Origin of the sequence: Neorhizobium alkalisoli (genome assembly GCF_007829835.1) — a bacterium.
Taxonomy (GTDB): Bacteria; Pseudomonadota; Alphaproteobacteria; order Rhizobiales; family Rhizobiaceae; genus Neorhizobium.
In genome coordinates, this window is sequence record NZ_VIWP01000002.1 from 913,198 (window position 1) to 938,665 (window position 25,468).

At 61.0% G+C, this 25,468-nt stretch carries 28 protein-coding genes and 1 pseudogene; 9 read left to right on the forward strand and 20 right to left on the reverse strand.

Annotated elements, in window-relative coordinates:
* Positions 1 to 79 precede the first annotated feature (79 nt).
* Positions 80 to 2,374, reverse strand: a complete 2,295-nt coding sequence (locus FHW37_RS10235; protein WP_145635648.1) for a Tex family protein — start codon at positions 2,372 to 2,374, stop codon at positions 80 to 82.
* Between the two features lie 245 nt (positions 2,375 to 2,619).
* On the opposite strand from FHW37_RS10235, the gene FHW37_RS10240 reads away from it, so the two are divergent.
* From FHW37_RS10240 to FHW37_RS10255, 4 genes are all read left to right on the forward strand, one after another.
* On the forward strand, positions 2,620 to 2,823 hold the full coding sequence (locus FHW37_RS10240) for a hypothetical protein (RefSeq protein ID WP_145635650.1): 204 nt from the start codon (positions 2,620 to 2,622) through the stop codon (positions 2,821 to 2,823).
* 121 nt (positions 2,824 to 2,944) lie between these two features.
* Positions 2,945 to 4,216: a phosphoribosylamine--glycine ligase gene (purD, locus tag FHW37_RS10245; protein ID WP_145635652.1), complete on the forward strand. Its 1,272-nt coding sequence runs from the start codon at positions 2,945 to 2,947 to the stop codon at positions 4,214 to 4,216.
* 117 nt (positions 4,217 to 4,333) lie between these two features.
* Positions 4,334 to 4,846 carry a plant virulence effector HPE1-like domain-containing protein gene (locus FHW37_RS10250; RefSeq protein ID WP_281407244.1) on the forward strand — a complete coding sequence of 171 codons (513 nt, stop codon included), beginning with the start codon at positions 4,334 to 4,336 and terminating at the stop codon, positions 4,844 to 4,846.
* Between the two features lie 235 nt (positions 4,847 to 5,081).
* Positions 5,082 to 6,917 carry a methyl-accepting chemotaxis protein gene (locus tag FHW37_RS10255; protein WP_145635656.1) on the forward strand — a complete coding sequence of 612 codons (1,836 nt, stop codon included), beginning with the start codon at positions 5,082 to 5,084 and terminating at the stop codon, positions 6,915 to 6,917.
* Between the two features lie 87 nt (positions 6,918 to 7,004).
* Here FHW37_RS10255 and FHW37_RS10260 read toward each other — a convergent pair whose 3' ends face one another.
* From FHW37_RS10260 to FHW37_RS10355, 18 genes and pseudogenes are all read right to left on the reverse strand, one after another.
* The gene (locus FHW37_RS10260) at positions 7,005 to 7,496 is read right to left on the reverse strand and encodes a DUF523 domain-containing protein (protein ID WP_145635659.1); all 492 of its coding nucleotides are present in this window, start codon (positions 7,494 to 7,496) and stop codon (positions 7,005 to 7,007) included.
* A 6-nt stretch (positions 7,497 to 7,502) separates the two neighbouring features.
* A pseudogene (locus tag FHW37_RS34055) lies at positions 7,503 to 7,799 on the reverse strand (type II toxin-antitoxin system RelE/ParE family toxin).
* On the reverse strand, positions 7,796 to 8,041 hold the full coding sequence (locus FHW37_RS10275; RefSeq protein WP_145635664.1) for a type II toxin-antitoxin system ParD family antitoxin: 246 nt from the start codon (positions 8,039 to 8,041) through the stop codon (positions 7,796 to 7,798). The pseudogene FHW37_RS34055 and the gene FHW37_RS10275 overlap by 4 nt, the downstream one beginning before the upstream one ends.
* 70 nt (positions 8,042 to 8,111) lie before the next feature.
* A complete protein-coding gene (locus tag FHW37_RS10280; RefSeq protein WP_145635667.1) occupies positions 8,112 to 8,495 on the reverse strand; it encodes a hypothetical protein in 384 nt (127 codons plus the stop codon).
* A 4-nt stretch (positions 8,496 to 8,499) separates the two neighbouring features.
* The gene (gene glyS, locus FHW37_RS10285) at positions 8,500 to 10,713 is read right to left on the reverse strand and encodes a glycine--tRNA ligase subunit beta (protein ID WP_145635669.1); all 2,214 of its coding nucleotides are present in this window, start codon (positions 10,711 to 10,713) and stop codon (positions 8,500 to 8,502) included.
* Between the two features lie 137 nt (positions 10,714 to 10,850).
* A complete protein-coding gene (locus tag FHW37_RS10290; RefSeq protein WP_145635671.1) occupies positions 10,851 to 11,174 on the reverse strand; it encodes a type II toxin-antitoxin system PemK/MazF family toxin in 324 nt (107 codons plus the stop codon).
* Entirely contained in the window at positions 11,171 to 11,395 is a 225-nt protein-coding gene (locus FHW37_RS10295) for an antitoxin MazE family protein (RefSeq protein WP_145635674.1), read from the reverse strand. Before FHW37_RS10295 ends, FHW37_RS10290 begins: the two co-directional genes overlap by 4 nt.
* 101 nt (positions 11,396 to 11,496) lie before the next feature.
* Entirely contained in the window at positions 11,497 to 11,793 is a 297-nt protein-coding gene (locus FHW37_RS10300; protein ID WP_145635676.1) for a HigA family addiction module antitoxin, read from the reverse strand.
* A gap of 12 nt (positions 11,794 to 11,805) precedes the next feature.
* Positions 11,806 to 12,087, reverse strand: coding sequence for a type II toxin-antitoxin system RelE/ParE family toxin (locus FHW37_RS10305; RefSeq protein ID WP_145635678.1), 282 nt, complete (start codon positions 12,085 to 12,087; stop codon positions 11,806 to 11,808).
* Between the two features lie 56 nt (positions 12,088 to 12,143).
* Positions 12,144 to 14,078, reverse strand: coding sequence for a DUF2207 domain-containing protein (locus tag FHW37_RS10310; RefSeq protein WP_145635680.1), 1,935 nt, complete (start codon positions 14,076 to 14,078; stop codon positions 12,144 to 12,146).
* Positions 14,079 to 14,093: 15 nt separating this feature from the next.
* On the reverse strand, positions 14,094 to 14,645 hold the full coding sequence (locus FHW37_RS10315; protein ID WP_145635682.1) for a LemA family protein: 552 nt from the start codon (positions 14,643 to 14,645) through the stop codon (positions 14,094 to 14,096).
* An 85-nt stretch (positions 14,646 to 14,730) separates the two neighbouring features.
* The gene (locus FHW37_RS10320; RefSeq protein WP_145635684.1) at positions 14,731 to 15,687 is read right to left on the reverse strand and encodes a glycine--tRNA ligase subunit alpha; all 957 of its coding nucleotides are present in this window, start codon (positions 15,685 to 15,687) and stop codon (positions 14,731 to 14,733) included.
* Positions 15,688 to 15,775: 88 nt separating this feature from the next.
* Positions 15,776 to 16,177, reverse strand: coding sequence for a PIN domain-containing protein (locus FHW37_RS10325; protein WP_145635686.1), 402 nt, complete (start codon positions 16,175 to 16,177; stop codon positions 15,776 to 15,778).
* Positions 16,174 to 16,407 (reverse strand): AbrB/MazE/SpoVT family DNA-binding domain-containing protein, encoded by a 234-nt coding sequence (locus tag FHW37_RS10330; protein WP_145635688.1) that lies wholly within the window; start codon positions 16,405 to 16,407, stop codon positions 16,174 to 16,176. The genes FHW37_RS10325 and FHW37_RS10330 overlap by 4 nt, the downstream gene beginning before the upstream one ends.
* 53 nt (positions 16,408 to 16,460) lie before the next feature.
* On the reverse strand, positions 16,461 to 16,655 hold the full coding sequence (locus FHW37_RS10335) for a hypothetical protein (protein WP_145635690.1): 195 nt from the start codon (positions 16,653 to 16,655) through the stop codon (positions 16,461 to 16,463).
* Positions 16,656 to 16,675: 20 nt separating this feature from the next.
* Entirely contained in the window at positions 16,676 to 17,542 is an 867-nt protein-coding gene (locus tag FHW37_RS10340) for a S49 family peptidase (protein WP_145636072.1), read from the reverse strand.
* Between the two features lie 87 nt (positions 17,543 to 17,629).
* Positions 17,630 to 18,409 (reverse strand): tRNA1(Val) (adenine(37)-N6)-methyltransferase, encoded by a 780-nt coding sequence (locus FHW37_RS10345; RefSeq protein WP_145635693.1) that lies wholly within the window; start codon positions 18,407 to 18,409, stop codon positions 17,630 to 17,632.
* 247 nt (positions 18,410 to 18,656) lie between these two features.
* Positions 18,657 to 18,881: a DUF2007 domain-containing protein gene (locus tag FHW37_RS10355; protein ID WP_145635695.1), complete on the reverse strand. Its 225-nt coding sequence runs from the start codon at positions 18,879 to 18,881 to the stop codon at positions 18,657 to 18,659.
* A 105-nt stretch (positions 18,882 to 18,986) separates the two neighbouring features.
* Between FHW37_RS10355 and FHW37_RS10360 the strand changes: the two genes are divergently transcribed.
* The 4 genes from FHW37_RS10360 (at position 18,987) to moaB (ending at position 23,474) form a co-directional block, all read left to right on the forward strand.
* Positions 18,987 to 20,003: a polyprenyl synthetase family protein gene (locus FHW37_RS10360; protein WP_145635697.1), complete on the forward strand. Its 1,017-nt coding sequence runs from the start codon at positions 18,987 to 18,989 to the stop codon at positions 20,001 to 20,003.
* A gap of 166 nt (positions 20,004 to 20,169) precedes the next feature.
* Positions 20,170 to 22,005 (forward strand): tetratricopeptide repeat protein, encoded by a 1,836-nt coding sequence (locus FHW37_RS10365; RefSeq protein ID WP_145635700.1) that lies wholly within the window; start codon positions 20,170 to 20,172, stop codon positions 22,003 to 22,005.
* 6 nt (positions 22,006 to 22,011) lie between these two features.
* A complete protein-coding gene (locus FHW37_RS10370) occupies positions 22,012 to 22,929 on the forward strand; it encodes a 4-(cytidine 5'-diphospho)-2-C-methyl-D-erythritol kinase (RefSeq protein WP_432442835.1) in 918 nt (305 codons plus the stop codon).
* Positions 22,926 to 23,474, forward strand: coding sequence for a molybdenum cofactor biosynthesis protein B (gene moaB / locus FHW37_RS10375; protein WP_145635701.1), 549 nt, complete (start codon positions 22,926 to 22,928; stop codon positions 23,472 to 23,474). The genes FHW37_RS10370 and moaB overlap by 4 nt, the downstream gene beginning before the upstream one ends.
* 15 nt (positions 23,475 to 23,489) lie before the next feature.
* Here moaB and FHW37_RS10380 read toward each other — a convergent pair whose 3' ends face one another.
* A complete protein-coding gene (locus tag FHW37_RS10380) occupies positions 23,490 to 24,005 on the reverse strand; it encodes a glycosyl transferase (protein WP_145635703.1) in 516 nt (171 codons plus the stop codon).
* Between the two features lie 198 nt (positions 24,006 to 24,203).
* On the opposite strand from FHW37_RS10380, the gene FHW37_RS10385 reads away from it, so the two are divergent.
* Positions 24,204 to 25,361 (forward strand): PA0069 family radical SAM protein, encoded by a 1,158-nt coding sequence (locus FHW37_RS10385; protein WP_145635705.1) that lies wholly within the window; start codon positions 24,204 to 24,206, stop codon positions 25,359 to 25,361.
* The last annotated feature ends 107 nt before the right edge of the window (positions 25,362 to 25,468 follow it).

The following is a 25,468-nucleotide window of genomic DNA, read 5'->3' on the forward strand; positions in this document are numbered from 1 at the left end:
TGACATAAAACGACACGCCGTCAAACCATTGTCAGACAGATCACATCCGGAAGTAGAATTCTTGTCGAAAGCTGCTATTTCAGCCGCGTTTTAAAGCCGCTGCGAGTGCTGCACCCAACGCGCCCTGTGACGATTTGTTTTCAGTGCTTGAAAATTTCTGGTTCATAGGCTTGCCGCGATCGCCATTTTTCGGCGGCGGGGCCTCTCCGCCGTCCTTGCGCATGGTCAAACCGATGCGCTTGCGCTTCACATCGACCTCGACGACTCGCACTTTCACGACATCGCCGGCCTTCACCACTTCATGCGGATCCTTGACGAAGCGGTCGGCCAGCTGGGAGACGTGAACGAGGCCGTCCTGATGCACGCCGATATCGACGAAGGCACCGAAGGCGGCGACATTGGTGACCGTGCCTTCCAGCATCATGCCCGGCTTGAGGTCGGTGATCTCGTCGATGCCTTCCGCAAAAGTGGCGGTCTTGAAGCTCGGGCGCGGGTCGCGGCCGGGCTTTTCCAGTTCGGCGATGATGTCCTTGACCGTCGGCAGGCCAAAGGTCTCGTCGATGAACTTGCGCGGATCGAGCGCCTTCAAGGTAGCGCTATCGCCCATCAGGGCACGTAGGTCACGACCGCAGGCGGCGACGATCTTCTTGGCGACGCCATAGGCTTCCGGATGGACGGAGGAGGCATCGAGCGGCTCCTTCCCGTTCGGGATGCGCAGGAAGCCGGCCGCCTGTTCAAAAGTGCGGTTGCCGAGGCGCGCGACCTTGAGCAGGTCCTTGCGGCTGGTGAAAGCGCCGTTCTGGTCGCGATGGGCTACAATTGCCTCCGCAATCGAGCGGCTGAGGCCCGAGACGCGGGCAAGCAGCGGCGCGGATGCCATGTTGAGATCGACACCGACGGCGTTCACCGCGTCTTCGACGACGGCATCCAGCGAACGCGACAGCTTGTTCTGGTCGACATCGTGCTGGTACTGGCCGACGCCGATCGATTTCGGCTCGATCTTGACGAGTTCGGCTAGCGGATCCTGCAGGCGGCGGGCGATCGAGACGGCGCCGCGCAACGATACGTCGAGACCGGGGAATTCGAGCGCCGCGGTTTCGGAGGCCGAATAGACCGATGCGCCTGCTTCCGAGACGATGACCTTGGTCGGCTTGGTGCCGGGAAGGCTCGCCAGCATATCGGCGACCAGCTTTTCCGTCTCGCGGCTGCCGGTGCCGTTGCCGATCGAGATCAGCTCGACATTGTGCTTGCGGATCAGCGCCGCAAGCTCGGCCTGAGTGCCGCGGATATCGTTCTTCGGCGGGAACGGGTAGACGGTGGTCGTCTCCAGAAGCTTGCCGGTGGCATCGACGATCGCGACCTTGACGCCGGTGCGGATGCCCGGATCGAGACCCATCGTGGCACGCGAGCCGGCCGGTGCTGCCAGCAGCAGGTCCTTGAGATTGCGGGCGAAGACGTGGATCGCTTCTTCTTCAGCCCGCTCGCGCATTTCCCGCATCAGGTCGAGCGACAGCGAGACGGAGAGTTTAACTCGCCAGGTCCAGCCAGCGACGTCCATCAGGAAACGATCGGCGGCGCCCTTGTCGCGGATATCGAAGGCCATGGCGATGATCCGCTGCGCCGGCTTGATCGGCGACGGATCGTCGGCATCGACCTCGATCGACAGCGTCAAGAACTCTTCGTTCCAGCCGCGCAGCATGGCGAGTGCCCGGTGACCCGGCGCGGTTGCCCAGCGTTCGGTATGGTCGAAATAGTCGGAAAATTTCGCGCCAGCCTCCTGCTTGCCGTCAACGACGCGCGCCTTCAGCACCGAGCCGTCGCGCATATGCTGGCGCAGCTTCTTCAGCAGATCGGCATTTTCCGAAATCGTCTCGGCAATGATGTCGCGTGCGCCGTCGAGCGCCACCTTGACGTCGGTCACCTCGCCCGTGACGAAGGTTTCCGCGAGTTTTGCCGGATCGAGCGTGCGGTCGGCCCAGATTGCTTCTGCGAGCGGGCCGAGGCCACGCTCACGGGCGATCTCGGCGCGGGTGCGGCGCTTCGGCTTGTAGGGGAGATAAAGGTCTTCGAGTTCGGCCTTGGTGGCAGCCTTGCCGATCTTTGCCGCAAGCTCGTCGGTCATCTTGCCCTGGCCGTTGATCGACTCGACGATCGAGCTGCGGCGGGCTTCGAGTTCGCGCAGATAGACCAGCCGTTCGGCGAGATTGCGCAGCTGCGTATCGTCGAGGCCGCCGGTCACTTCCTTACGGTAGCGGGCGATGAACGGCACGGTGGCGCCTTCGTCGAGAAGACCGATCGCGGCGACGGCCTGATCGGGACGGGCATTGATCTCGGCTGCAATGACGGTTGCAAGAAGGCGGATATCGGCTGCCATGCGGATCCTCGTTTCGATTGGGAGCGCGACCATAGTCAAACTTTGTGGCAAGGCAACACGTCATCTTTACGGCCCACAGCCACATCCTCACGGACCACAGCCAGGGCGGGAAATGTATCACACTGGGACCGCGTTTAACGCCGGCTTAACCCCGAAGCGGTGGAAAAAGACGTGACACCTTCTCCGATTCCCCCTGCTTTCTATACTCATGGCTGCCGTATGACACGGCCTGCATGGAGGTATGAATGCCTAAAACGATCGCCCGTATCCTGGCGAATGATGACGCTGTCGGTTCCGACGAACTGGAAGCGGCAATCAACTATCTCGACGCGAAAATCCGTGATGCCGAATTTCGCGACGAACCTTTCCCCTTTCTCTCCTATCGTAATAAAGTGATATTTGAAGCAACCTTAGAATTGCGCCGCAACGGCTATATGGTGAAGACTTAAAGCCTTCCTACCCGCACTGCGTTTTGACGCAGATCAATCCAGCCTGAAGACCCCCGCTAAAGGCCTTGACCTTTCCCCTTCCCGGCCTTAACCGCCGGGGAAACAATCGCGAGGGCGGCATATGAAAGTTCTGTTGATCGGTTCCGGCGGACGCGAACATGCGCTTGCATGGAAACTCGCCCAGTCGCCACGACTGACGAAACTTTATGCCGCCCCCGGCAATCCCGGCATTGCCGACCATGCCGAGATCGTCACACTCGATATCGACAATCACGACGCCGTCGTTTCCTTCTGCCGCGACGCGGAAATCGAATTCATCGTCGTCGGCCCGGAAGCACCGCTGGTCGCTGGCCTTGCCGATGCGCTCCGCGCCCATGATTTTCCCGTCTTCGGCCCTTCTGCCGCAGCAGCCCAGCTCGAAGGCTCCAAGGGTTTCACGAAAGATCTCTGCGCCCGCTACGATATTCCGACCGGCGCCTATCAGCGCTTCACCAATGGTGAAGACGCCAAGGCTTATGTAAAGCGCGAAGGCGCGCCGATCGTCGTCAAGGCCGACGGGCTTGCCGCCGGTAAGGGCGTGACCGTTGCCATGACGTTGGACGAAGCGCTTTCGGCGATCGACGACTGTTTTGACGGCGCCTTCGGCTCTGCCGGCGCGGAAGTCGTGGTCGAGGCCTTTCTCGATGGCGAGGAAGCGAGCTTCTTCTGCCTCTCCGACGGCAAATCGGCATTGGCGCTTGCCACCGCACAGGATCACAAGCGCGTCGGCGACGGCGATACCGGTCCGAATACCGGCGGCATGGGCGCCTATTCCCCGGCCCCGGTCATGACGCCCGAAATGGTCGAGCGGACGATGAAGGAAATCATCGAGCCGACCATCCGCGGCATGGCGGAAAGCGGTTATCCGTTCAGCGGCGTGTTCTTCGCTGGCCTGATGATCACCGCCAAGGGTCCGGAACTGATCGAATACAATGTCCGCTTCGGCGATCCGGAATGCCAGGTGCTGATGATGCGCCTGAAGAGCGACCTGCTCGACCTTCTTTATGCAGCCGCGACCCAAACGCTCGACAAGGCGACGGCCGAATGGAGCGACGACGTGGCGCTGACCGTCGTGATGGCCTCCAAGGGTTATCCCGGTGCCTATGACAAGAACACACCGATCGCTTCGTTGCCCAAGACCGGCGAAGGCGAAAAGATCTTTCATGCCGGCACGGCGCTGAAGGACGGCCAGCTGGTTGCGACCGGCGGCCGTGTGCTGAACGTGACCGCCACGGGAGCGACGGTGGCGGAGGCGCAGGCCCGCGCCTATGCCGTGCTCGACAAGGTGAAATGGGACAACGGTTTCTGCCGCCGCGACATCGGCTGGCAGGCAATCGCGCGCGAAAAAGCCTGACGCCAAAAGGGCCGTTGGTTAAAAATTTACCAATTCTCCTGACGGGATGGAAAGGAAACCGGACGTAATCTTTGCCTGATGATCGCGAGGTTTCCGGCTATGCGTCCTTTCCTGACAATGACAGTTTCTGTAGCAGTCTCGGCACTCACGCTTGCAAGCGGCAGTGCCTGGGCTTCGTCTATTGTCACCATTTCGGGCCCTCAGCCGCCGAGCCACAGCATCATTACAAAACATTGCTCTGATTGCTCCGGCGCAGTGGCCGAGACCGCATCCAGCTACAAGGTGCCGACCCTTGAGCCGGGAACCCAGCGCACCGAGATCGTCGAGATCGACGGTGAAAAGAAGCTGGCACGCACCGAAGCCTGGCTCGGCGGTTCGCCGGTCGTCTTCGTCAGCAAGGTTCCGGCCTGGATGGAAAAGGGCAAGATCGCCGCCACGGTGAATGTCGAGAGTGGCAAGTCGACGGAAAGCAGCATTGCCGGCACCAGCGGCGACGGCGTGGATATCGACGCCACGACGAGCGCAGTTTCCGCGGCGGAACAGGCGCCCGCTCCCCAGCCGCAGGAACAGGCCGCCGGTACGCCGTTCAATCCTGAGGCGTTTGACCTGCGCCCCAGCAAGCTGCAATAGGCAGATTCAAGCAAATCCCGGCTTCAAACCCGCAAATAGCGGGCTTTTATTGCTGTTTGGCGGCCTAAAACGGCAATCTCCTTAAAAATTTCTTCAAATATGCTGGTTATTCTCCGGCGTGTGCGATGCAGCATGCCGTTCCAGCGCAGGATGCGCTCTCCCCTGTCAAACCCGACCCCGCCGCTGTGCATCGTCCCTTGTAAGAGGCATGCCCAGCACACAAGAGGCCGTGCCCGTGAAAAACCTCAAAATCTCCTATCAGCTTGTCCTGCTCGTCGTCGCACTGATGGCCGGCTTTGCCATTGCCACCTATTTCGAGCTGCGTTCGTCTACGGCTGCGATCTATGCGGAGCGCTATGCCATGCTGCGCACCCAGGTCGAATCCGGCATGGGCATTCTGAAGAAATTCCAGGAGCGCGAGGCTTCCGGCGAGCTGACCCGCGCGGAAGCCCAGAAGCAGGCCTTTGCGGCAGTCTCGGCGATGACCTTCACGCCGGACGGTTATCTCTACGCCTACGACTATGACGTGACGATGCGCCTGCATCCGGATCCGAAACGTCTCGGCCAGAATTTCAAGGGCAAGCCGGACAGCCAGGGCTTCATGTATCGCGACGAACTCGTCAAGATTGCCCGCAATGGCGGCGGCGTCGCCGACTTCCTCGGTCCAAAGCCCGGCCAGCAGGGTGACGGTTTCCGCAAGAGTTCTTACGCAGCAGCTTTCGAACCCTGGCAGCTGGTTCTGGTGACCGGCGTTTATGTCGATGATCTGGAAGCGCAGATCCGCGGTGAGGTGCTGAAGGCGGTCTCGATCGGCGGCGGCATTCTCGTGCTCGGCTGTCTGCTTGCCTTCCTCGTCATCCGCAATATTTCCGGTCCGCTCGGCGCCATCCATGGTGCGCTGAACGCCGTTGCCGACGAGAATGTCGATATCAAGATCCCGCATACCGACATGGGCAATGAAGTCGGCATGATGGCCAAGGCCACAGAGGCGCTGCAGGAAAAGATCCGCGAGCGTCACGCCATGGCAGAGCGCGAAGCCCGCCAGACCCAGGAACTCGACCGCGAGCGCCAGCAAAATGTCGAGATGCAGCAGTCGGAAGCGGAACTGCAGGCCCGCGTCGTCTCGACCATCGGCACCGCTCTCGAAGCGCTGGCGAAGGGTGACCTGACCGTGCGCTGCGCCGATCTCGGTTCGCGTTACGACGGTCTTCGCGGCAATTTCAATGAGGCGCTCGAACATCTCGAGGCAGCCATGGCCCGCGTCAATGCCAAGGGCGGCGATATCGGTGGCTCCAAGGAAGAGATCCGCCGCGCCTCCAACGAGCTGTCGCAGCGTACCGAACGCCAGGCCGCCAATCTGGAAGAGACGTCTGCCGCCCTCGACGAGCTGACCACCGCCGTACGCCAGACGGCCGAAGGCGCCCATGATGCGGCCAAGCGGGTCAATACCGTCAGCACGGAAGCAGCCCGTTCCGACCAGATCGTCGCTCAGGCGATCGAGGCGATGGGCGGTATCGAACAGTCGGCCGCGGAGATTTCCAAGATCATCGGCGTGATCGACGAGATCGCCTTCCAGACCAACCTGCTTGCCCTCAATGCAGGCGTCGAGGCGGCACGCGCCGGCGAAAGCGGCAAGGGTTTTGCCGTTGTTGCGCAGGAAGTGCGTGAACTGGCCCAGCGTTCAGCAGCAGCGGCCAAGGAGATCAAGGACCAGATTTCCCGCTCGTCCGGCCAGGTGGAAAACGGCGTTCGCCTCGTCGGCGAGGCTGGCGAAGCGCTGAAGCGGATTTCCGGCCAGGTGCATGCGGCAAGCGAGATCGTCGGCAAGATCGCCCATTCGGCCTCCGAGCAGGATACGACGCTGCGCTCGATCTCGTCCTCGCTGAACCAGCTCGATGCGGCGACCCAGCACAATGCGGCCATGGCGGAAGAAACCACCGCCTCCGCCGAAGCGCTGGCTGCCGATACGGACGAGCTTTTGAGCCTCATCCGCGGCTTCAAGGTGAGCAGCAGCGGACGTGGCACCGGCGAACTTGGCCAGATGGCGGCACGGATGCGCCGCGCAGGCTGAGCCGAAACATTTTCGAATACGCGGGGGACACGCGTGAAAGCCGTCGGATCGAAAGGTCCGGCGGCTTTCGATTTTATGGCCCGCCTTTCAGTCGGCCACGATCAGGGCGTCGAGCGCGTCGACCTGCGTATGGGAAAAGACGGCGATGCCGGCATTTTCGAAAAGCGCGGCAGTCACGCCATTGCCGGCATGTTTGCGGCCGGAAAAAGCACCGTCATAGATGAAACCGGAACCGCAGGACGGGCTGCCGTCTATGAGGAGCGCATGGGTGCAGCCATGACCTTGCGCGAATGCCAGCGCGGCGCGGGCGCCGGCTATGAACTCCGCCGTGACATCGCCGCCCGTCACCTCCATCACCCGCGCGCGGCCGGCCAGAACGTCGGCGCCGGTCATGCCGTTCTCGATCTCGGCTGGCGGGCGCGGCACGCTCATGCCGCCAGCAAGCTCGGGGCAGATGGTGACGAGCCGCCCCTCCTCGCGCCAGCGGTCGATCGCCGGATGGCGCAAGGGCTTGCCACTGCCGTCATAACGGACGGCATGGCCGAGAAGGCAGGCGCTGATGAGGATTTTCGGGGTCATCGGGATCTATCCAAGATGCCGGATGACATCGGTCTTTTCGTGAAGAACGCGTACGATCTCCACCTGCCTGTGTCCAGATTTCATGTAGAAAATCAGGTGATGGCCGCAGCGGAAGCGACGGTAGTGCGGGCGGATCTATTCGACGGATTGGCCAAGATCCGGGCTGTCGCCGAGCACGATAAACATATCGAACAGGTTGGAAACGTAGCCATTGGCTTGGTCGCGAGACCAGTTGGTGGCCGTATAAGCCCAGATATCGTCCAGATCAGCCTCGGCAGCCGGGCTCAGACGATATCCTGTCATCTGGCGTATTTTTCACGCATACGCGCCAGAAACTCATCGCGATCGACATAACGTGCCTCACCGCTCTCTTCGCCTTCGATCAACAGTTCACGCAGCTTTTCAAGCTTCGCCTGCTCCTCCTCCAGCAGCCGCAACCCCGCTTCCACGACTTCTTCCGCGGAGGCGAAGCGGCCGCTTTCGACTTCGTTGTCGACAAAGCTTGCCAAGGGTTCGCCGAGGGTGATCTGCACGGGCTTGTTCATGGCGGCTCCGAAGCGGATGGGAGAGCGCAGCCTAACACAGGCACGCGAGACAGACAAAGCGATCGAAAAATCACTGCGACTGGAGAGAACGCAGGCGAACGGCCTGGCAGCTTTCCCAGCGGATATCGTAGACGGTCATGGCGATGGTCATGGTGACGAGATAGGCGGCGATGCAGCAGAGCAGAACCAGTCCATGGATCCGGCCCGGACCCGCCGAAAAATAAGTTTTCAGAAAACCGCGCTGGTGCGCATCAAGGATGATCCCCTTGAACTTTCCCGCTGCGGTTCGATCGCGGTGATCCACCCAGAGGATCACGAGGAGAAGCAGCGCCCCCAGCCAGAAGACCAGAAAGGCCGCCGCCATGATGTGGTCGATCGGGAAGCCGGCCTTGAAACACCAGCCGGCGGCAGCAGCGAGGACGCCGAGCGATGATATCGCGGCGTCCCCTTCCATCTTGTTAGCCGCTGATCTTCGAGAAATCGGCAACCGTACCGGTCGCCTCGCGGATCGCCTTCAGAAGCGCCAGACGATTGGCGCGGATCGCGGCGTCCTCGTCATTGACCAGAACATCGGTGAAGAAGGCATCGACCGGAACGCGCAGTTTCGACAGGGCTTCCATGGCCGAGCGGAAATCTTCCTTGGCGATCGCGTCAGAAGCTTCCTTCGAGGCCGTCTGGATGGCAGCCCAGAGCGCCTTTTCGGCATCGAGCTTCAGGAGCGCATCCGAAACGCCATCGGCGACGACAGTGCCCTTCTTCTCTTCGGCGGCAAGCAGCTGCACGGCGCGCTTGGTGCCGGCGAGCAGGTTCCTGCCATCTTCCGAGGTGACGAAGGCCGTCAGCGCCTCGGCGCGGCGGGCGACCATCAGCAGGTCATCGGCCTCGGGCGTCAGCACGGCATCGATGATGTCGTGGCGGGCGCCCATGTCGCGAAGGTAGACCTTCAGGCGGTCGTGGAAGAATGAAAGGAGGTCGAAGAGGACCTCTTCGTTGATGGAAACATCTGCCTTGCCGACCAGTGCCGCATCGATATTGGCGGCAAGCAGGGTTTTGTAGAGCGGCAGGCGCACCTTGCGCTCCAGCAGGATGCGCACGACGCCGAGCGCTGCGCGACGCAGAGCATAAGGATCCTTCGAGCCGGTCGGCTTTTCGTCGATCGCCCAAAAACCGACCAGCGTATCGAGCTTGTCGGCAAGCGCGACGGCGATTGCCACCTTGTCTTCCGGTACACGATCGGACGGGCCCTGTGGCTTGTAATGGTCTTCGATTGCCACCGCGACAGAAGCATTCTCACCCTGCAGGGCGGCGTAGCGGCGACCCATCAGGCCCTGGAGTTCGGGGAATTCGCCGACGGCTTCGGTGCGCAGATCGGCCTTGGCAAGCACGGCGGCGCGATCGACGAGAGCTGCATCGGCACCGACGATCGGTGCGATCTGGGCTGCGAGATCACGGATACGGCGCACCCGCTCACCCTGCGTGCCGAGCTTGGCATGGAACGTCACATTCAGCGCATCGAGCTTGGCCATGCGCTGGTCGAGCGGCTTTTTCAGATCGAGATCGAATTTTTGCGCCGAGCCGGTGAGCGTATCGAGATCCGGCAGGTCGCCCTGGTCGCGGGTCCAGAAGTGCTTGGCGTCGGAGAGGCGGGCGCGGACGACCTTGCCATTGCCATGCATGATTTCCTTGCCGCCATCCTTCGCATCAATATTCGAGATCAGGATGAAATGGTTGGAGAGCGCATCCTCCGACCCTTGCGGCCGGGTGACGAAGCATTTCTGGTTCGTCTTGATGGTGAGCCGGATGATTTCTGCGGGGATTTGCAGATAATCGGCTTCGAACGTGCCCATCAGCACATGCGGCCATTCGACGAGGCCCGAAACTTCTTCCAGCAGGCCTTCGTCCTCAACGAGATCGAGGCCATTGGCGAAGGCGAGATCGCGGGCATCATGCAGGATCATGTCCTTGCGACGGTCCGCATCGAGCATGACCTTCGCCTTTTCGAGGCTTGCGACATAATCATCGAAGCGGCGCACGGTGATCGCTTCCGGCGCATGGAAACGGTGGCCATAGGTGACGTTACCGGCGGTGATGCCGTCGATCTCGAAGGGGATGACCTTGGTTTCTTCGTGTTCGGTGCCGAACATGCAGACGATAGACTGCAGTGGGCGCACCCAGCGCAGGCTTTCCGGTCCCTTGCCCTCGATGCCGCCATAGGAAAGACCCTTCGGCATGGAGGCGAAGCCGGAGCGCATGGATTTCGGCCAGGGGAAGGTGCGGATGATGCCGGGCATGACATCGGCGATGATCTCTTCGGCAGCGCGGCCGGCCTTGGAGACGATCGCGACGTAGAAATCGCCCTTTTTCGGATCCGTGACGACGGTTGCTTCCGAGACGGAGGAAAGGCCGGCCTTGCGCAGGAAGCCTGCAACCGCCTGTTCGGGCGCCTTGGTGGACGGGCCCTTGATCTCTTCGCGCAGATCGGCGGAGCGAGCGGTGAGGCCGCGTATATCCAGCGTCAGGCGGCGCGGCGTCCAGTATTCGCGTGCGCCTTCATAGGTGAGGCCCGCATCCACCAGCGCGTCGGTGACAAGCTTTTTCAGGTCTCCCGCCGCCTTGCGCTGCATGCGGGCGGGGATTTCCTCAGAGCGAAGTTCGAGAAGCAGATCGGGCATCGATAATCAACTTTTTGGTGACCAGACAACAGGCGGTCGGCTTAGCAAGCCAGATGGCAAAAGTCATCACTTGGATTGGCGAAAGTCTCGTTCTGGCAGCGATGCCGATCTCATGGCCGGAACCGCGCGGTTTTCGGCTATGCCAGATTGAGAAAAACGGCCAGAAGTCGTGTTGCCGAAAGCATGGTTTCATCGTCCAGACGCCCGAAGGGAATGCCGAGCTTGTCGCGCTTCGCCGACATGGCCTTGTCGATCATCAGCTGCGATATCTTCTTCAGGCCATTCGCCTCGGTCGGCGGGACAGTGAGGCGGATCAAGGGCGCATCGACGATCTCTCCCGAGATCAGCAGCACGGTCACGGTGCCGGTTTCCTGAAAGAGATCCGACTGGATGAGGAGGGCAGGTCTCGGCTTGCCGAAATCACCCGATACGGCAACGGGGACCAGATCGCCGCGCCTCACCTCCGGTTCTCATCCTCGATATCGGCAAGGGCGGCATCCAGAAATTCGTCCAGATCACGGTCGGATGCCTCGGCTGCCGCGACGACACGCGCCTGCCGGCGGCATTCCTCGGCAAAACCCGGACGGCGCGTATCGGGCACCCAGACCTGGACCGGCCGGAAACCCGCCGATCGCATGGCATCACGATATCTCTGAACGCGCTTGTTGACGGGAGTTGGCATGGGCATCTCCTCGCATTTTTCGTTACATGTAACGATAGTCCTATGCTGTATTGGCTGCAAGATACCCTACAGCTTTACCCCAAAGCAGCGTCCCAAGCCGATTAGGCGGCGGTCATGACCGGAATGGCTGCAATCTCATCGCGCTTGGCGGCGCTTTCGATCTTGAGGTCATAGCTGGTCTGGAGGTTAATCCAAAATTCCGGCGTCGTGCCGAAAAAACGGCCGAGCCGCAAAGCCGTATCGATGGTGACGGCCGTCTGTTCAGCCGCCAGCCTTTCGATGCGTGTGCGGGGGACATTGAGCTTTCTGGCAAGCGCACCGGCGCTCATCCGTAGCGGGACAAGATATTCCTCGCGAAGGATTTCGCCAGGGTGGACAGGAGGAAGCAGGCTCGCCATCAGGCATCTCCATCAATGGTAATCAACGATCTCGACCTGTTCCGCGCCAGCGTCGGTCCAGACGAAACACACCCGCCACTGGTCGTTGATACGGATCGAATGCTGGCCATCGCGATCCCCCTTCAACGCTTCGAGATGGTTGCCGGGAGGCGAAATCAAGTCGTTAAGTTTGACTGCGTTTTCGATCATGGTCAGCTTGCGAACAGCTCTTCTGGCAAGATCGGCAGGAAAACCTTTCGGCACCTTGCCGCGTGCGACCAATTCCGTTGTCGAATTCCCATAAGACCGGATCATCGGGCTGCCCTCTATGTATCATGTAATGATACATTTTTCAATCGGCGGATTTGGGCCTACCACCCTCCTCCGCCGCCCCCCCCACCACCGCCGCCTGACGAACCGCCCGAAAAGCCCGACGAAGACGACGAGCTCTGTGGGGCGGGGATTGTCGAGGCGATGGTGGATGCCATGGACGAGGAAAAGCCGCCGATGCGATCGCCGAAATTGGAATAGGAGGAGCCGCTATACCAGCCGGGCGCATAGGCGGCCGCGGCGGCCCCGGCGGCTGCCGTCGCGAGCCAGGCTTCGAATGTGCGGCTCCACGGTTTTTCGACACCGAGGGCCACCGCATAGGGCAGAAGCTTTTCGAAATGCTGCGGCGACATGGTGGGGACGCCGGCCATGTTCATCCGGTCCTTTTCCGCCAGCGTCAGGTAGGTTTTGAGGCCTTCGATTCCGTCCATCAGCTTGCGGCCGAGCGGGGTCGGCGCGCCCATCAGGAAAAAAAAGATCAGGTTGGCGAGCACGATGCCGCCGACCGAGACATAGACCGGCCAGTGATCGCCGCCATCCAGTTCCGAGATCAGCGACACGACGACTGTCGAGATGATCGACAGCGCCACGACGCCGAAAATGCCAAGGATGATGACCGAGACGATCTTGGCGCCGACGGACGAGCCGGAACGCAGGCCGCGGCCGAATTTCATCGCGAAAAGGCCGAAGAAGACGGAGAGGAAGACCGGAACAATCAGGAGGGCGAGAAGATCCGGCTCCATGTCGCTGAAACCGATCAGCGCCACGAGCGCGACGATGCTGAGAAAGACGCCGCCGAGGATATAGCCGATATTCGACTTGTAATATTTGCCGCGATGTTCCTTCTCGATTGACTGGCGGAAGGCGCTGCCGGCGGCCTGAACTTTTTCGCCGTTTTCCTTATCGATGATAAGCGTGCCGCCGCTGTCGTCGACATATTTGAGGATCGTCGCCTGGCCGGTCGGCATCGGCTTTCCGTCACCCCGCCCCCCAGCTGTGGCGGTCCGCTTCAGCGTGATGGAGCTTTTGAGATCTTCCAGCACGAGATAGCCTTTGACGGCGAGATCGAGCGCGCTTGCGGAAAACGCCGTCCAGCCTCCGCCGGAAAAGCCCTTGTTATCGATATAGTTGACCAGGGCCGGCGAAAGACCTTCCGGCGCATCCCAGCGCGGCACGACGACGCCGCGCGCCGGATCCCGCCCGACCTTGCGCCAGAACCAGACGTAATAGAGAAGAACGATGCCGAGCCCGCCGAACCCGATCAGTGCATCCATATTGTCGCGCAGCCACCAGGATTTTTCCTGGGTGGCGGAAGGCGGCGTGATGACGCCTTTCGGGATACCGACGACAACGGTCAGCCCTTCCTGTTCACCAAGCGGCCGCGTCGTCGCGAAAACGGCGGTATTGCCGTTGTCCTGCATGCGGGCATTTTTCGCTTCCGAACCGAGCGGGCCCGTGAAGGCTGCCGTCTGCGTGACATCGGCGCCTTCCGGCAGGGTGACGCGCGCAGAAGCGGTGGCGATCCTGAACTGCCAGCCGTTGCCGGTGACGTTCCAGTAGAGTTCGTCGTGATCCGGGAAGAACCGGATCTGGCGGTCGCTGCGATAGGTCAGGACATAGGTGTGCTGGCCGCGGTCGAGAAAGACATCCTCGGAGCCGGTATAGATGCGGATGCCGCCCGTCACACGTTCGGTATGATAGGCTTCCGGCTGCCCATCGCGGGTGACGGAGAGAAGCTCGAAACCGACCTTGACCATACGGCCATCGGCATCACGCATTGTCAGCGGAAAATCGCGAAAGATGCCGCGCTTGATGCGATTGCCTTCGGCATTGACACTGATCGTCTCGGCGACGGTCAGCATGCCATCTTCGGCGACGGCGATCTCGGAATGGTAAGTGCGGATATATTCTTCCGCGGCGGCCGGAAGCGCGGCACAGAAGAAGAGGACGAGCGCGATCCAGAGCCTTGCCAGCATGGTGGCGCCTTCAAGTCAGAATTTGACGGTCGGGACAGCCCGATCGGCTTCGTTGGTGATCTCGAAATACTGGCGCTTGGCAAAACCGAACTGGCCGGCAATCAGGTTGGACGGAAAACTTTCGACCTTGACGTTCAGGTCGCGGGCGGCACCGTTGTAATAACGCCGCGACATCTGGATCTCGCCTTCGATGGTTTCGAGCGAGGCCTGGAGTTCGGAAAAGTTCTGATTGGCCTTCAGGTCCGGATAGGCTTCGGCGAGCGCGATGACCTTGCCAAGTGCAGCGCCGAGCAGGCCTTCCGCCTGAGCGCGGCCCGCGACATCGCCGGCGGGCACGGCCTGCGCCTGGTTGCGCAGCTTTACCACTTCCTCGAACGTGCCCTTTTCATGGGCCGCATAACCCTTGACGGTCTCGATCAGGTTGGGGATCAGGTCGGCGCGGCGTTTCAGCTGCACGTCGATGCCGGACCAGGCTTCCTCGGCCATCTGCCGGGATTTGACCAGGCCGTTATAGGCCATCATGACGTAGAGGCCGAGAAGAACGACGATGCCGAGCGCGATATACACGGTGATTCCCCCAAGGATGTAAGATCCGCGGGGAGACTATGTCGGCCTGACTAAATTGTCACCGGGAATTGATCGGAGAGCAGCTTCAAGCCGCTTCCCGACCAAAATTGGCGCCACCGGCATCCGTCAGCAGGAAGGCTTCGCCGCAGGCCTTGGCCAGCGTGCGGACGCGCAGGATGTAGCTTTGACGTTCGGTGACCGAAATGACGCCGCGCGCATCGAGCAGGTTGAAGACGTGGCTCGCCTTGATGCACTGGTCATAGGCCGGGAAGACGCATTTATGCAGCATCTGGTTGGCATTGTCGCCGGGGGCGCCGGCGGCGAGCAGCGCCTGGCATTCCTTTTCGGCATCGATGAAATGCCGGTGCAGCATTTCGGTATTGGCATATTCGAAATTGTGCCGCGAATATTCCTGCTCGGCCTGCAGGAAGACGTCACCATAGGTGATCTTTTCTTCGCCTTCGCGGCCGTTGAAATTCAGGTCGTAGATGCTGTCGACGCCCTGGATATACATGGCAAGGCGTTCGAGGCCATAGGTCAGCTCGCCGGCAACCGGCGCACATTCGATGCCGCAGACCTGCTGGAAGTACGTGAACTGCGAGACTTCCATGCCGTCGCACCAGCATTCCCAGCCGAGACCCCAGGCGCCGAGCGTCGGGCTTTCCCAGTCGTCCTCGACGAAACGGACGTCATGCAGAAGCGGATCGAGGCCGATCGCCTTCAAGGAGCCGAGATAGAGTTCCTGCAGGTTGGACGGGTTCGGCTTCAGGATGACCTGATACTGGTAATAATGCTGCAGCCGGTTCGGGTTTTCGCCGTAACGACCATCGGACGGACGGCGCGAAGGCTGGACGTAAGCCGCCTTCCACGGCTTGGGACCAAGCGCGCGCAGCGTCGTAGCCGGATGGAACGTACCGGCACCGACTTCCATGTCGTAAGGCTGCAGGACGGCGCAGCCCTTATCCGCCCAGTAATTGTGGAGCGTCAGGATAAGGCCCTGGAACGAGCGCTTCGGGGACATGTGGTCGGGCAGATCGGTCATGTGAACAAACTAGGCCGGTTGTTTTAAAGGATGCGGACGAGTGCCATGCGAGGGGGTGTTGGGTCAAGGATTTATCAAACGCGACGCGCTATCGGAACGGATTTACGATGGTCAGCTTTTCATCGACGACGAGGCCATGGTGCAGGTCCTCGGAAAAATAGGTGTCGCAATCCGCCTTCAATGCAGCGGCGACCATCAGGGCGTCGTAGAAAGTGAAATTATACCGCCTGACGAGATCAAACGCTTTTTCATTCAGAGCAAGGTCGATGACCACGATTTCGTCGGCCGCTTTGAGCAGAGCAGCCAGCGACCTCTGAATTTCATTCCAATCACGCTTTGCCTTGCGACGCATCACATGCGCGAACTCGTTGAAAGCCTGAACACTCGTTGCAAAAGGCTGCCTCAGAATATCCTGAGCCTCTGCGGTCCGCTCGCCTTCGGTAAAGGCGTAAACGAAGATATTCGTGTCGAGAAATGGCGAAGCGCTCACCTCTCATTGGCCTCTTCGCGGTCGAACTTCCAGCCCGGCGGCAATTTCCAGCGCCGGGAGAAAATATACTCCAGGGCTTTTTCTCTGTCGCTAAAAGGCTCCGCACCAGAAACATCCGGAGCAGCAGCAACCGTCAGGTTCACCTCATCGCCTTCCTTCAGATCAAGCGCTTCCGCCACGTCCGCCGGTATCTCGACCGCCAGGCCATTTTCCGATCTGGTTACGCGCATGGGTAGCCTCCATCGATAGACCTGCAGACTATATCACGAAAGAAAGCCGCGTCTCAGGCCTCATCATCCCGCTTCACCCGATATTCCCCCGTCACCGGATCCTTTTCCAGCGTGCCGATCGCACCGGTATCGCGTTCTTTTTCCTGGCGCTTGGAGCGCGCCGTCAGTTTCTCGGCGTCCTTGATGAAGCGTTTGTAGACCATCCATCCGCCGCAGATGACGACGATCAGAAATATAAGCTGTGCCATTGTCCCCTCGAAAACGGGCCTTATAGCCCGTATCGGCTCCATAATGCCCGTTCTTCCAGCCCTTCAGCAAGCCCCGCGGTCGCAGCTGCGGCGATTTCGCCGCCGTTGAAGCTTCCGAGCGAAACACCCGGAACGCGCTTGCCGAACAGGGTGCGGGCGCCGCCGATCAGTTCGAGCTTGGTTTCCTTGCCATAACGGCGCTTCAGGACATCGCGCATGTCGCCGAGCCCGTCGATCAGGCCGAGATCGAGGCCGCGCGTGCCGGTCCAGAACAGGCCGGAAAAGATCGTTGCATCCTCGGCCAGCCGGCTGCCACGGCGCAATTTCACCATATCGATGAAGACCTTGTGGATGTCGAGCTGCAGCGTCTTCAGATATTCGATATCGCCTTCCTTTTCCGGCTGGAAGGGATCGAGGATCGCCTTGTTTTCGCCGGCGGTATAAACACGCCGTTCGACGCCGATCTTGCGCAACAGCTCCGGAAAACCGAAGCCGCCGGAGACGACGCCGATCGAGCCGACGATCGAGGTCGGGTCGGCAAAGATCTCGTCACCGGCAAGCGCGATCATGTAGCCGCCGGAGGCTGCGACATCCTCGACGAAGATCAGGACCTTCTTGTCCTTCTCTTCCGCCAGCGCCCTTATGCGCTGAAAAATCAGCCGCGACTGGACCGGAGAACCGCCCGGCGAATTGATGGAGATCGCAACGACCGGCGCGTCCTTCTTTGAAAAGGCCTTGTCCAGCATCGGGGCGACGGAGGCGATGTTGAGCGTCTGCTTGAACTGGCTTCCACCGGCCATGATCGTGCCATGCAACCGAACCACGGGGATGGTCCCCCCCTTCTTGCGAAACCGTTTGGGCAAAAGACGTTTTAGAAAGCTCATCATCCATCCTGTCGAGATCATGTCCCCGCATTCGTGATGTAAGTTGTGGTGCATCAAACGCAATGGTGCGCTTGCCAAAAATCGCCGGTTTCAGCGGGTTTTGCGGGCGTAGGCGGCGCGGCCATTGTTGAAATCGTCGACATCGCTCGCGAATGTGTGACCATCGCCGCCATGGATGACGAGCGGCGCCCGCAGGTTGAGCCTTGCCCGTGAGCCCTTGATCGCCGTCACCAGAATGCGGGTGGCATTTTCGCCGGCACGCGGATGCAGCGAGGTGATCTCGATACCGCCGAAACGCCTGCCGCAGGCGGCGATGATCTCGGCGATCGATTGCGGCCTTGCGATCAGCGACAATTGCCCACCGGGCTTCATGATGGCGCCGGCGGTGCGGATCCAGACTTCAAAGAGATTTTCGGTCATCGCATGCGCCTCGGCCTTCAGCGCGTCCGGCGTGCGGCGGTCTCCGGCATCGTTGAAGGGCGGGTTCATGATGACATGGTCGAAAACTTCGTCCTCAAGCCCGGCCGCAACACGCGCCTTGCCGGTGAGGCTCACATCTGCTTCCAGCACGTCGACGCGGTTGGCGAGGAACGCGTTTTCGGCGAGGTTCAGGGTGCGGTAGGCATAATCGACCATCAGCGGCGAGCGTTCGATCAGCAGCACCCGCGCTTCCGGCAGGCGGCTTGCGACCGCAAGGCCGGCGGCACCTGCTCCAGACCCGAGGTCTGCGACACGGATCAGTTGATCGTCGGCGACCAGCGAGGCGAGCAGCATCGCATCCACGCCCGAGCGATGCCCGCCGCCCTTGGGCTGAACGAGGTGGAAACGGCCACGATGAAAAGCGTCGATCGTATGGTCGGATGATGTCATGCGATCTGCCGTCGGGCGTCGGCGCCGGCCAGCCCCCCTCTGCCCTGCCGGGCATCTCCCCCACGAGGGGGGAGATCGGCAAGCGGCTTGCGCTCGACAATCTCTGAACTTGCAGTTGGAACGGTGCAGGCAACCCCAGCAGATCTCCCCACCCGTGGGGGAGATGCCCGGCAGGGCAGAGGGGGGCGAGCCGCGAAAGCCGCGATTGTTTGGCGCGTCACCACCATGTCGATCCTACCGACCGCAATCACGGCAGTTTCAGCTCCGCCTCGAGCCCGGCATCGATCAGGATCCGACGCGCCTGGTCGGCCCTGTCCGTCTCCACCAGAAACCGTCGCGGCAGCAGGCCGAGCGAGCCTTCGAGCACGCTCATCGACTGATCCGCCACCATCGCATGGATGCCGGCATCCTTCATCAGGCTCGTCGCCAGTGACAGGATAACAACATCGTTAGTGCGGATAAGCTCTTTCATGGTCGAGAAACGTCCCTTTATGCTGCAATCGCGCAAAATGCCCTTGCCGCGATATCCCGCTCTTTACTATGGTCATCCGCAGAATTTTGATAGGGAGTCCTCACGTTGGGCGTCGTAATACCGCTTGAAGAAGGCAAAAACAAATCTGCGTCCGTGAAGCCGCTGGTGGATCTTACCAAGGCGGATATGGAGCGGGTCAACCAGTTGATCCTGTCCAGGGCCGGTTCAGACGTGCAGATGATCCCTGAAGTCGCCAACCACCTCATCTCGTCCGGCGGCAAGCGCCTGCGCCCGATGTTGACGCTCGCCTCCGCCGCCCTGTTCGGTTACCAGGGCGAAGGCCATGTCAAACTCGCGACCTCGGTCGAGTTCATGCACACCGCCACGCTCCTGCATGATGACGTGGTCGACGAAAGCGATCTGCGCCGCGGCAAGTCCACCGCCCGGATGATCTGGGGCAACCAGGCGAGCGTCCTGGTCGGCGATTTTCTGCTCGGTCAGGCCTTCAAGATGATGGTCGATGTCGGTTCGCTGGAAGCACTGGACGTGCTCGCGACCGCAGCTTCCGTCATTGCCGAAGGCGAGGTTCTGCAGCTTTCCGTCGCCAAGAACATGGAAACGACCGAGGACGACTATCTCTCGGTCATTCGCGCCAAGACGGCGGCTCTGTTTGCTGCTGCTGCCGAAGTCGGCCCGATCATCGCCAATGCCGATAAGGGTCAGCGCGCGGCGCTCAAATCCTACGGCCTCAATCTCGGATACGCCTTCCAGCTGGTCGACGATGCGCTCGATTATGGCGGCAAGGCTTCCGAGCTCGGCAAGAATGTCGGCGACGATTTTCGCGAAGGCAAGATCACCCTGCCGGTGATCCTTGCCTATCGTCGCGGCACGGAGGACGAACGCGCCTTCTGGCGCAAGGCGATCGAACAGGGCGAGAGCACCGAGGTAAACCTCGAAAAGGCGCTTGGCCTGATCAACAAATACGGCGCGCTGTCCGACACGATCGCCCGCGCGCTGCATTACGGCACGATCGCCCGCGATGCGCTGGCGCCGCTGCCCTCCTCGCCGCTCAAGGCCGCCCTGCTCGAAGTCATCGACTTCTCGATCCAGCGCGTCAACTGACGTCCGGCGTCCGCTCTAACGAAGGTTTGACCGGCATCGCACCCTTGCGATGCCGGAGATTTCCTTGCGGACCTGCTCCAAAAAAGCCATTCTGTTGTGAATGAATCGGCGCAGATGGGGCCTTGTGATGGCGTTCCATCTCGCTCTTACGAAAGGCATACCCTTCATGCGGCAGAGATCCAGCCTCCTTCTGCTCTCCAGCGCGGCTCTTTCCATGGTTCTTGCCTTTGGCAACCTGGCACAGGCGGCAACTGCCGAACCCCGCCCCACCGCCGAGAAGCCGGTCACCTTTACCGCCGGCGACGTGAAGTCCTTCTCCGGCGCGTTCCTTGCTGCCCGCACCGCCGATGTGGACCACGATTATACGAATGCGATCGCGCTTTATCGCAAGGCGCTCGGTTTCGATCCGGCCAATCTGGAAATCCGCGAAAGGCTGATGGTCTCGCTGTTCCTGAACGGCGATTTTGACGGCGGCCTGAAGGAAGCCGATGCGCTGAAGGACGATTCCTCCGTCGATCGCATCACCAAGATCGTCCGCGGTCTTGCCGCCATCAAGGATCGGAAGTTCGACAGCGCCAAAAAAATCCTGTCCTATAACGGCCCGAACGATCTCGACAAGCTGACCCATCAGCTGCTGGTCGGCTGGGCGGATGTTGGTGCCGGCAAGGGCAAGCAGGCAATTGCAACGCTCGGCTCGGTCAAGGGGCCGGACTGGTTCAAGGTCTTCACCGATTACCATATCGGCGCGATGGCGCTGGTTGCCGGCGATATCAATACCGCCCGCCAGAAGCTGAACGATGCCGTGACAAACCGCGAAGCCGTGGCCACCGCGCCCGACACGTTCATGCGCGCCGTCATGGCGCTGGCACGACTGGAAGCCAATGCCGGCAATAAGCAGAAGGCGCTCGACGCGATTTCCGTCGCCGACCAGCTGATCAACAATTACGCGCCGCTCAAGGCCCTGCGCCAGAGCATCGAAAAGGGCGAAAAGCCTGCCCAGCAGATTACCAACGCCTCGGAAGGCGCTGCCGGTGTGCTCTTCTCCATCGGCGGTGCGCTGAACCGTCAGGGTGCCGAGGACATGGTGGCGCTCTACCTGCAGATCTCACATGCGCTCGACCCGAAGAGCGCCGATACGCTGATCCTGCTCGGCGGCATTGCCGAAAAGCTGGAACAGCCGGAACGCGCCATCGAATTCTACGGCAAGGTGCCGGAAGATTCGCCGATGCGCCGGATTTCCGAGCTGCAGCTCGGCGTCACCCTGTCGGATACCGGCAAGATCGATGAGGCCAAGCGGCACCTGAAGGAACTGATCGATTCCGACCCGAGCGACCTGCGCAGCTATATCGCTTATGGCAGCGTGCTTTCGGAATCCAAGGACTACAAAGCCATGGCGGAGAATTACGACAAGGCCGTCGAGGTGATCGGTTCGTTGCCAAAGCCGAGTGACTGGTCGATTTTCTTCCAGCGCGGCATTGCCTATGAGCGCCTGAAGCAGTGGGACAAGTCCGAGCCGAATTTCCGCAAAGCGCTGGAACTGAACCCGGACCAGCCGCAGGTTCTGAACTATCTCGGTTATTCGCTCGTCGACATGAATCTCAATCTCGACGAGGGCCTCAACATGATCAAGAAGGCCGTCGATGCGAAGCCGGATGACGGCTATATCGTCGACTCGCTTGGCTGGGCCTATTTCCGCATGGGCAAGTTCGATGATTCCGTCACCGAACTGGAGCGCGCCGTGCAGCTGCGTGCAGGCGATGCAACGATCAACGACCATCTGGGCGACGCCTATTGGCGCGTCGGCCGCAAGCTGGAAGCCGTCTACCAGTGGAACCGGGCGCTGATCTCCGAAGGCGAGGACGTCAACAAGGAACGCGTCAAGGAAAAGATCGCGAACGGTCTGGCCCCGCTCGACAACAACCCGTCCACGGCGGATCGCGGCCAGGCGGATCCTGTTCAGCCAGCCCCGCCTGCCCCGGCCAATCCCGACAAGAAATCCTGACGGGCGATGTTCGCCGACATGATCCTTGAGGCCGAAGGCTTCGCCGAACAGGCGGAGCTTTTCGAGCTGGCGCCTGCCAAGATCAATCTTGCCCTGCATGTGGTCGGTCGTCGTGACGACGGTTATCACCTTCTGGAAAGCATCGTGACCTTCGCGGATCGCGGTGACAGGCTTGCCTTTTCCGCGGCCGAGACGGACCGCTTCACGCTTTCCGGCCGGTTTTCTCCGCTGCTCGGCGATGCCGAGGCCGCTGACGGCAACAATCTCGTGCTGAAGGCACGCGACAGGCTGCGGCAGTTGCTGCGCAACAAGGGTCAGGCAGCGCCACCCGTTGCAATCCATCTCGAAAAGAACCTGCCGGTTGCGGCTGGCATCGGTGGCGGATCCGCGGATGCTGCTGCTGCTCTGCGCGGCCTCGTGCGCCTGTGGGGCGCCGAGGTGAGCGAGAACGAACTGGGCGAACTGGGTCTATCTCTCGGTGCGGACGTGCCGATGTGCATTCGTGGCGAGGCGCTGATGGCCAAGGGGATCGGCGAAGAGCTGACGGCTCTTAGCTCCCTGCCCTCGCTCTCGCTCGTGCTCGGCAATCCGCTGATCGGCGTTTCCACGCCCGATATCTTTCGACGGCTTTCGAACCGGGAAAACCCGCCGATCGTCGAACAGGGCGACAACTGGCTCGCCTATCTCAAGACGCTGCGCAACGACCTCGAACCGCCCGCCCGCTCGCTGGTGCGCGAGATCGACGAAATTTCCAACCTGATCGGCGCGGAGGGCGCGAGCCTCGTGCGCATGTCGGGTTCCGGCGCCACCTGTTTTGGGATCTTTTCCTCGAAGGCGCAGGCCGAGACGGCGGCGGCAAACCTTTCCAGCCGCCGGCCGGACTGGTATTTCCAGGCGGTCCAGACAGTCGGAGCCAAGATATGAGCCGGATCGACGAGACACGTGCCTTCATTCCCATCGGCATTGCGGTGCTGACCGTATCGGATACGCGCACGCTCGCCGATGACAAATCCGGCGATACGCTCGTGGCCCGGATCACCGATGCCGGGCACAGGCTTGCCGCCCGCGCGATCGTGCCTGATGACAAGGAGCGCATTGCGGGTCAGGTGCGTGAATGGACGCTCGATCCCGAAATCGACGTCGTCATCACCACCGGCGGCACGGGCTTTACCGGCCGCGACGTGACGCCGGAAGCGCTGGAGCCGCTGTTCGAAAAGCGCATGGACGGCTTTTCGGAAGTGTTTCACCGGATTTCCTATGACAAGATCGGCACGTCGACGATCCAGTCGCGCGCCACCGGCGGCGTTGCCAATGCCACATTCATCTTCGTGCTGCCCGGCTCGCCCGGTGCCTGCAAGGATGCCTGGGACGGGATATTGAAGGCGCAGCTCGACTATCGCCACATGCCCTGCAATTTCATCGAGATCATGCCGCGGCTGGACGAACATTTGCGGCGCGGCGGCGCCTGAGCCTCGGCTTCAAGACTAGCGTGCCGCGACGACCCAGGCCGGAACGATCTCGCTCGAAAGCTTCAATCCCTTGAGACCGCGTGCCAGTCCGGCGAGATCCATGCCGGAGCGTGCCAGCGCGATCGCCTGCCCCTTTGGCAACAGCAGCCCGTTTTCAAGCGGCGGCACACTGCGCACGAGCCGTTTGAAAAGTGCCTTCCTGTATGTGCGGGACGGCGCGAAACGGGCCGGTGAGCGGCCGAGCGCGATATATTCCATCACCGCGTCGATCCAGCCCGCCTGAGGCCTCGCACCCGCCTCTATCAGCAGCAGCCATTCGCCACGGGCACTGGCCACGATATCCTTGATGTCCCAATCGACATGAAAACGGCAGCCGGCCGCATCGGCGACACGCGACGAGCCATCCTGCGACCCATGATCGAGAATGATCACGTCGCTGACCAGACCTTCCACGGCCCCCGAAACGAGAACCGAAAGCGTCTGCGCCAATTCGGATTCCTGATCGCGGCATTCCATCAAGACAGTGAGCATTTGCCACACTTAGAGCCATTCCTTTGCAAAGGAAAGCAATTCGGCCGACACGCGCTTGCCTTGGTAAAGAGGATTGGTGAACGGCGTCATCCACAGGTTCTCCACAGCTTGTTCCGCAATTTTGTTCTTGCAATGTTCTCATTCCTGATCTAGGAATATAGTCATCACGAACGGGAAATTCCCCGTCAGGAGTGTTCCATGACCGAGCTGTCTCATTTGCAGCAGGCCGCTTTTGCGCCTGCGCATACGGCAGATATTGCCGATGCACTGGTAAAGTCGTCAGGTCTGCGGATCGATATCGACCGCCGTCGCGGCCGTGCAGCCGGGCTCAACCCGAGCGGCCGGTTCGAAGCGGAACGCCGCGAGGCCTTCGATGACGGCTGGCAGACGCTGGAAGAGCTGGAACCCTTCAAGACCGAAGTGCAGGTGGAAAAGCCGCGCACGGCCATTACCCGCAATGACAGTCCCGATATCGGCTTCGACCGTTCGATCAATCCATATCGGGGCTGCGAGCATGGTTGCATCTACTGCTTTGCCCGCCCGACACACAGTTTCATGGGCCTGTCTCCGGGTCTCGATTTTGAATCGAAACTGTTTGCCAAGCCGGACGTGCCGAAACTGCTGGAGCGCGAGCTGAGCCGGCCGGACTACAAGGTGCGGGCGATCGCGATCGGCACCAATACCGATCCCTATCAGCCGCTGGAGCGGGAATGGCGCATCATGCGGCAGATCCTTGAGGTTCTGCACAAGGCCAATCATCCAGTGGCGATCGTCACCAAGTCGGCACTCATCATGCGCGATATCGACATTCTCGCCGACATGGCCTCCAAGGGGCTGGCAAAGGTCGGGATTTCGGTGACGACGCTGGACCGAAAGCTGGCCCGCACGATGGAGCCCCGCGCGGCGACGCCGACGAAGCGGCTGGAAGCGATCAAGGCGTTGACCGATGCCGGCATTCCGACCGCCGTCATGGCCTCGCCGATCATTCCGGCGCTGAACGACCACGAGATCGAGCGCATTCTGGAAGCCGGTCATGCGGCGGGCGCGACGGAGGCGAGCTATGTTCTGCTGCGTCTGCCGCTGGAAGTCAGCCCCCTCTTCAAGGACTGGCTGCTGCAGCACTATCCGAACCGATACCGGCATGTGATGTCGCTGGTGCGCTCCATGCGCGGCGGCAAGGATTACGATGCTGAATTCGGCAAGCGCATGAAGGGCGCCGGTCCCTATGCCTGGCAGATCGGCCGGCGTTTCGAGATGGCGACCAAGCGACTCGGCATGACACGCCGTGGCTTTCCGCTGCGGGACGATATTTTCCTGCGCCCGAACGGAGCAGGTATCCAGCTGTCGCTGCTCTGAAGGTCAAAGAGCACTTGGCGTCAGTCAAAAAATTCTTCGACACGATCCCCGCCTCATGCGTGTCGAAGTAACCCGGCCTCATCCTGGCTTCCGAAGCTTTCGGCCAG

Excerpts from the sequence above, each read along its gene's own strand:
- FHW37_RS10320 (WP_145635684.1), bottom strand. The coding sequence starts at position 15,687 with ATGACCGATCTGCCCGACCACATGTCCCCGAAGCGCTCGTTCCAGGGC.
- FHW37_RS10300 (WP_145635676.1), bottom strand. The coding sequence starts at position 11,793 with ATGGCGAGCCTGCTTCCTCCTGTCCACCCTGGCGAAATCCTTCGCGAG.
- FHW37_RS10295 (WP_145635674.1), bottom strand. The coding sequence starts at position 11,395 with ATGCCAACTCCCGTCAACAAGCGCGTTCAGAGATATCGTGATGCCATG.
- FHW37_RS10370 (WP_432442835.1), top strand. The coding sequence starts at position 22,012 with ATGTTCGCCGACATGATCCTTGAGGCCGAAGGCTTCGCCGAACAGGCG.
- FHW37_RS10335 (WP_145635690.1), bottom strand. The coding sequence starts at position 16,655 with ATGGCACAGCTTATATTTCTGATCGTCGTCATCTGCGGCGGATGGATG.
- FHW37_RS10240 (WP_145635650.1), top strand. The coding sequence starts at position 2,620 with ATGCCTAAAACGATCGCCCGTATCCTGGCGAATGATGACGCTGTCGGT.
- FHW37_RS10305 (WP_145635678.1), bottom strand. The coding sequence starts at position 12,087 with ATGATCCGGTCTTATGGGAATTCGACAACGGAATTGGTCGCACGCGGC.
- moaB (WP_145635701.1), top strand. The coding sequence starts at position 22,926 with ATGAGCCGGATCGACGAGACACGTGCCTTCATTCCCATCGGCATTGCG.
- purD (WP_145635652.1), top strand. The coding sequence starts at position 2,945 with ATGAAAGTTCTGTTGATCGGTTCCGGCGGACGCGAACATGCGCTTGCA.
- FHW37_RS10280 (WP_145635667.1), bottom strand. The coding sequence starts at position 8,495 with ATGGAAGGGGACGCCGCGATATCATCGCTCGGCGTCCTCGCTGCTGCC.
- glyS (WP_145635669.1), bottom strand. The coding sequence starts at position 10,713 with ATGCCCGATCTGCTTCTCGAACTTCGCTCTGAGGAAATCCCCGCCCGC.
- FHW37_RS10385 (WP_145635705.1), top strand. The coding sequence starts at position 24,204 with ATGACCGAGCTGTCTCATTTGCAGCAGGCCGCTTTTGCGCCTGCGCAT.
- FHW37_RS10345 (WP_145635693.1), bottom strand. The coding sequence starts at position 18,409 with ATGACATCATCCGACCATACGATCGACGCTTTTCATCGTGGCCGTTTC.
- FHW37_RS10380 (WP_145635703.1), bottom strand. The coding sequence starts at position 24,005 with ATGCTCACTGTCTTGATGGAATGCCGCGATCAGGAATCCGAATTGGCG.
- FHW37_RS10355 (WP_145635695.1), bottom strand. The coding sequence starts at position 18,881 with ATGAAAGAGCTTATCCGCACTAACGATGTTGTTATCCTGTCACTGGCG.
- FHW37_RS10250 (WP_281407244.1), top strand. The coding sequence starts at position 4,334 with ATGACAGTTTCTGTAGCAGTCTCGGCACTCACGCTTGCAAGCGGCAGT.
- FHW37_RS10235 (WP_145635648.1), bottom strand. The coding sequence starts at position 2,374 with ATGGCAGCCGATATCCGCCTTCTTGCAACCGTCATTGCAGCCGAGATC.
- FHW37_RS10365 (WP_145635700.1), top strand. The coding sequence starts at position 20,170 with ATGCGGCAGAGATCCAGCCTCCTTCTGCTCTCCAGCGCGGCTCTTTCC.
- FHW37_RS10330 (WP_145635688.1), bottom strand. The coding sequence starts at position 16,407 with ATGCGCGTAACCAGATCGGAAAATGGCCTGGCGGTCGAGATACCGGCG.
- FHW37_RS10275 (WP_145635664.1), bottom strand. The coding sequence starts at position 8,041 with ATGAACAAGCCCGTGCAGATCACCCTCGGCGAACCCTTGGCAAGCTTT.
- FHW37_RS10310 (WP_145635680.1), bottom strand. The coding sequence starts at position 14,078 with ATGCTGGCAAGGCTCTGGATCGCGCTCGTCCTCTTCTTCTGTGCCGCG.
- FHW37_RS10260 (WP_145635659.1), bottom strand. The coding sequence starts at position 7,496 with ATGACCCCGAAAATCCTCATCAGCGCCTGCCTTCTCGGCCATGCCGTC.
- FHW37_RS10340 (WP_145636072.1), bottom strand. The coding sequence starts at position 17,542 with ATGATGAGCTTTCTAAAACGTCTTTTGCCCAAACGGTTTCGCAAGAAG.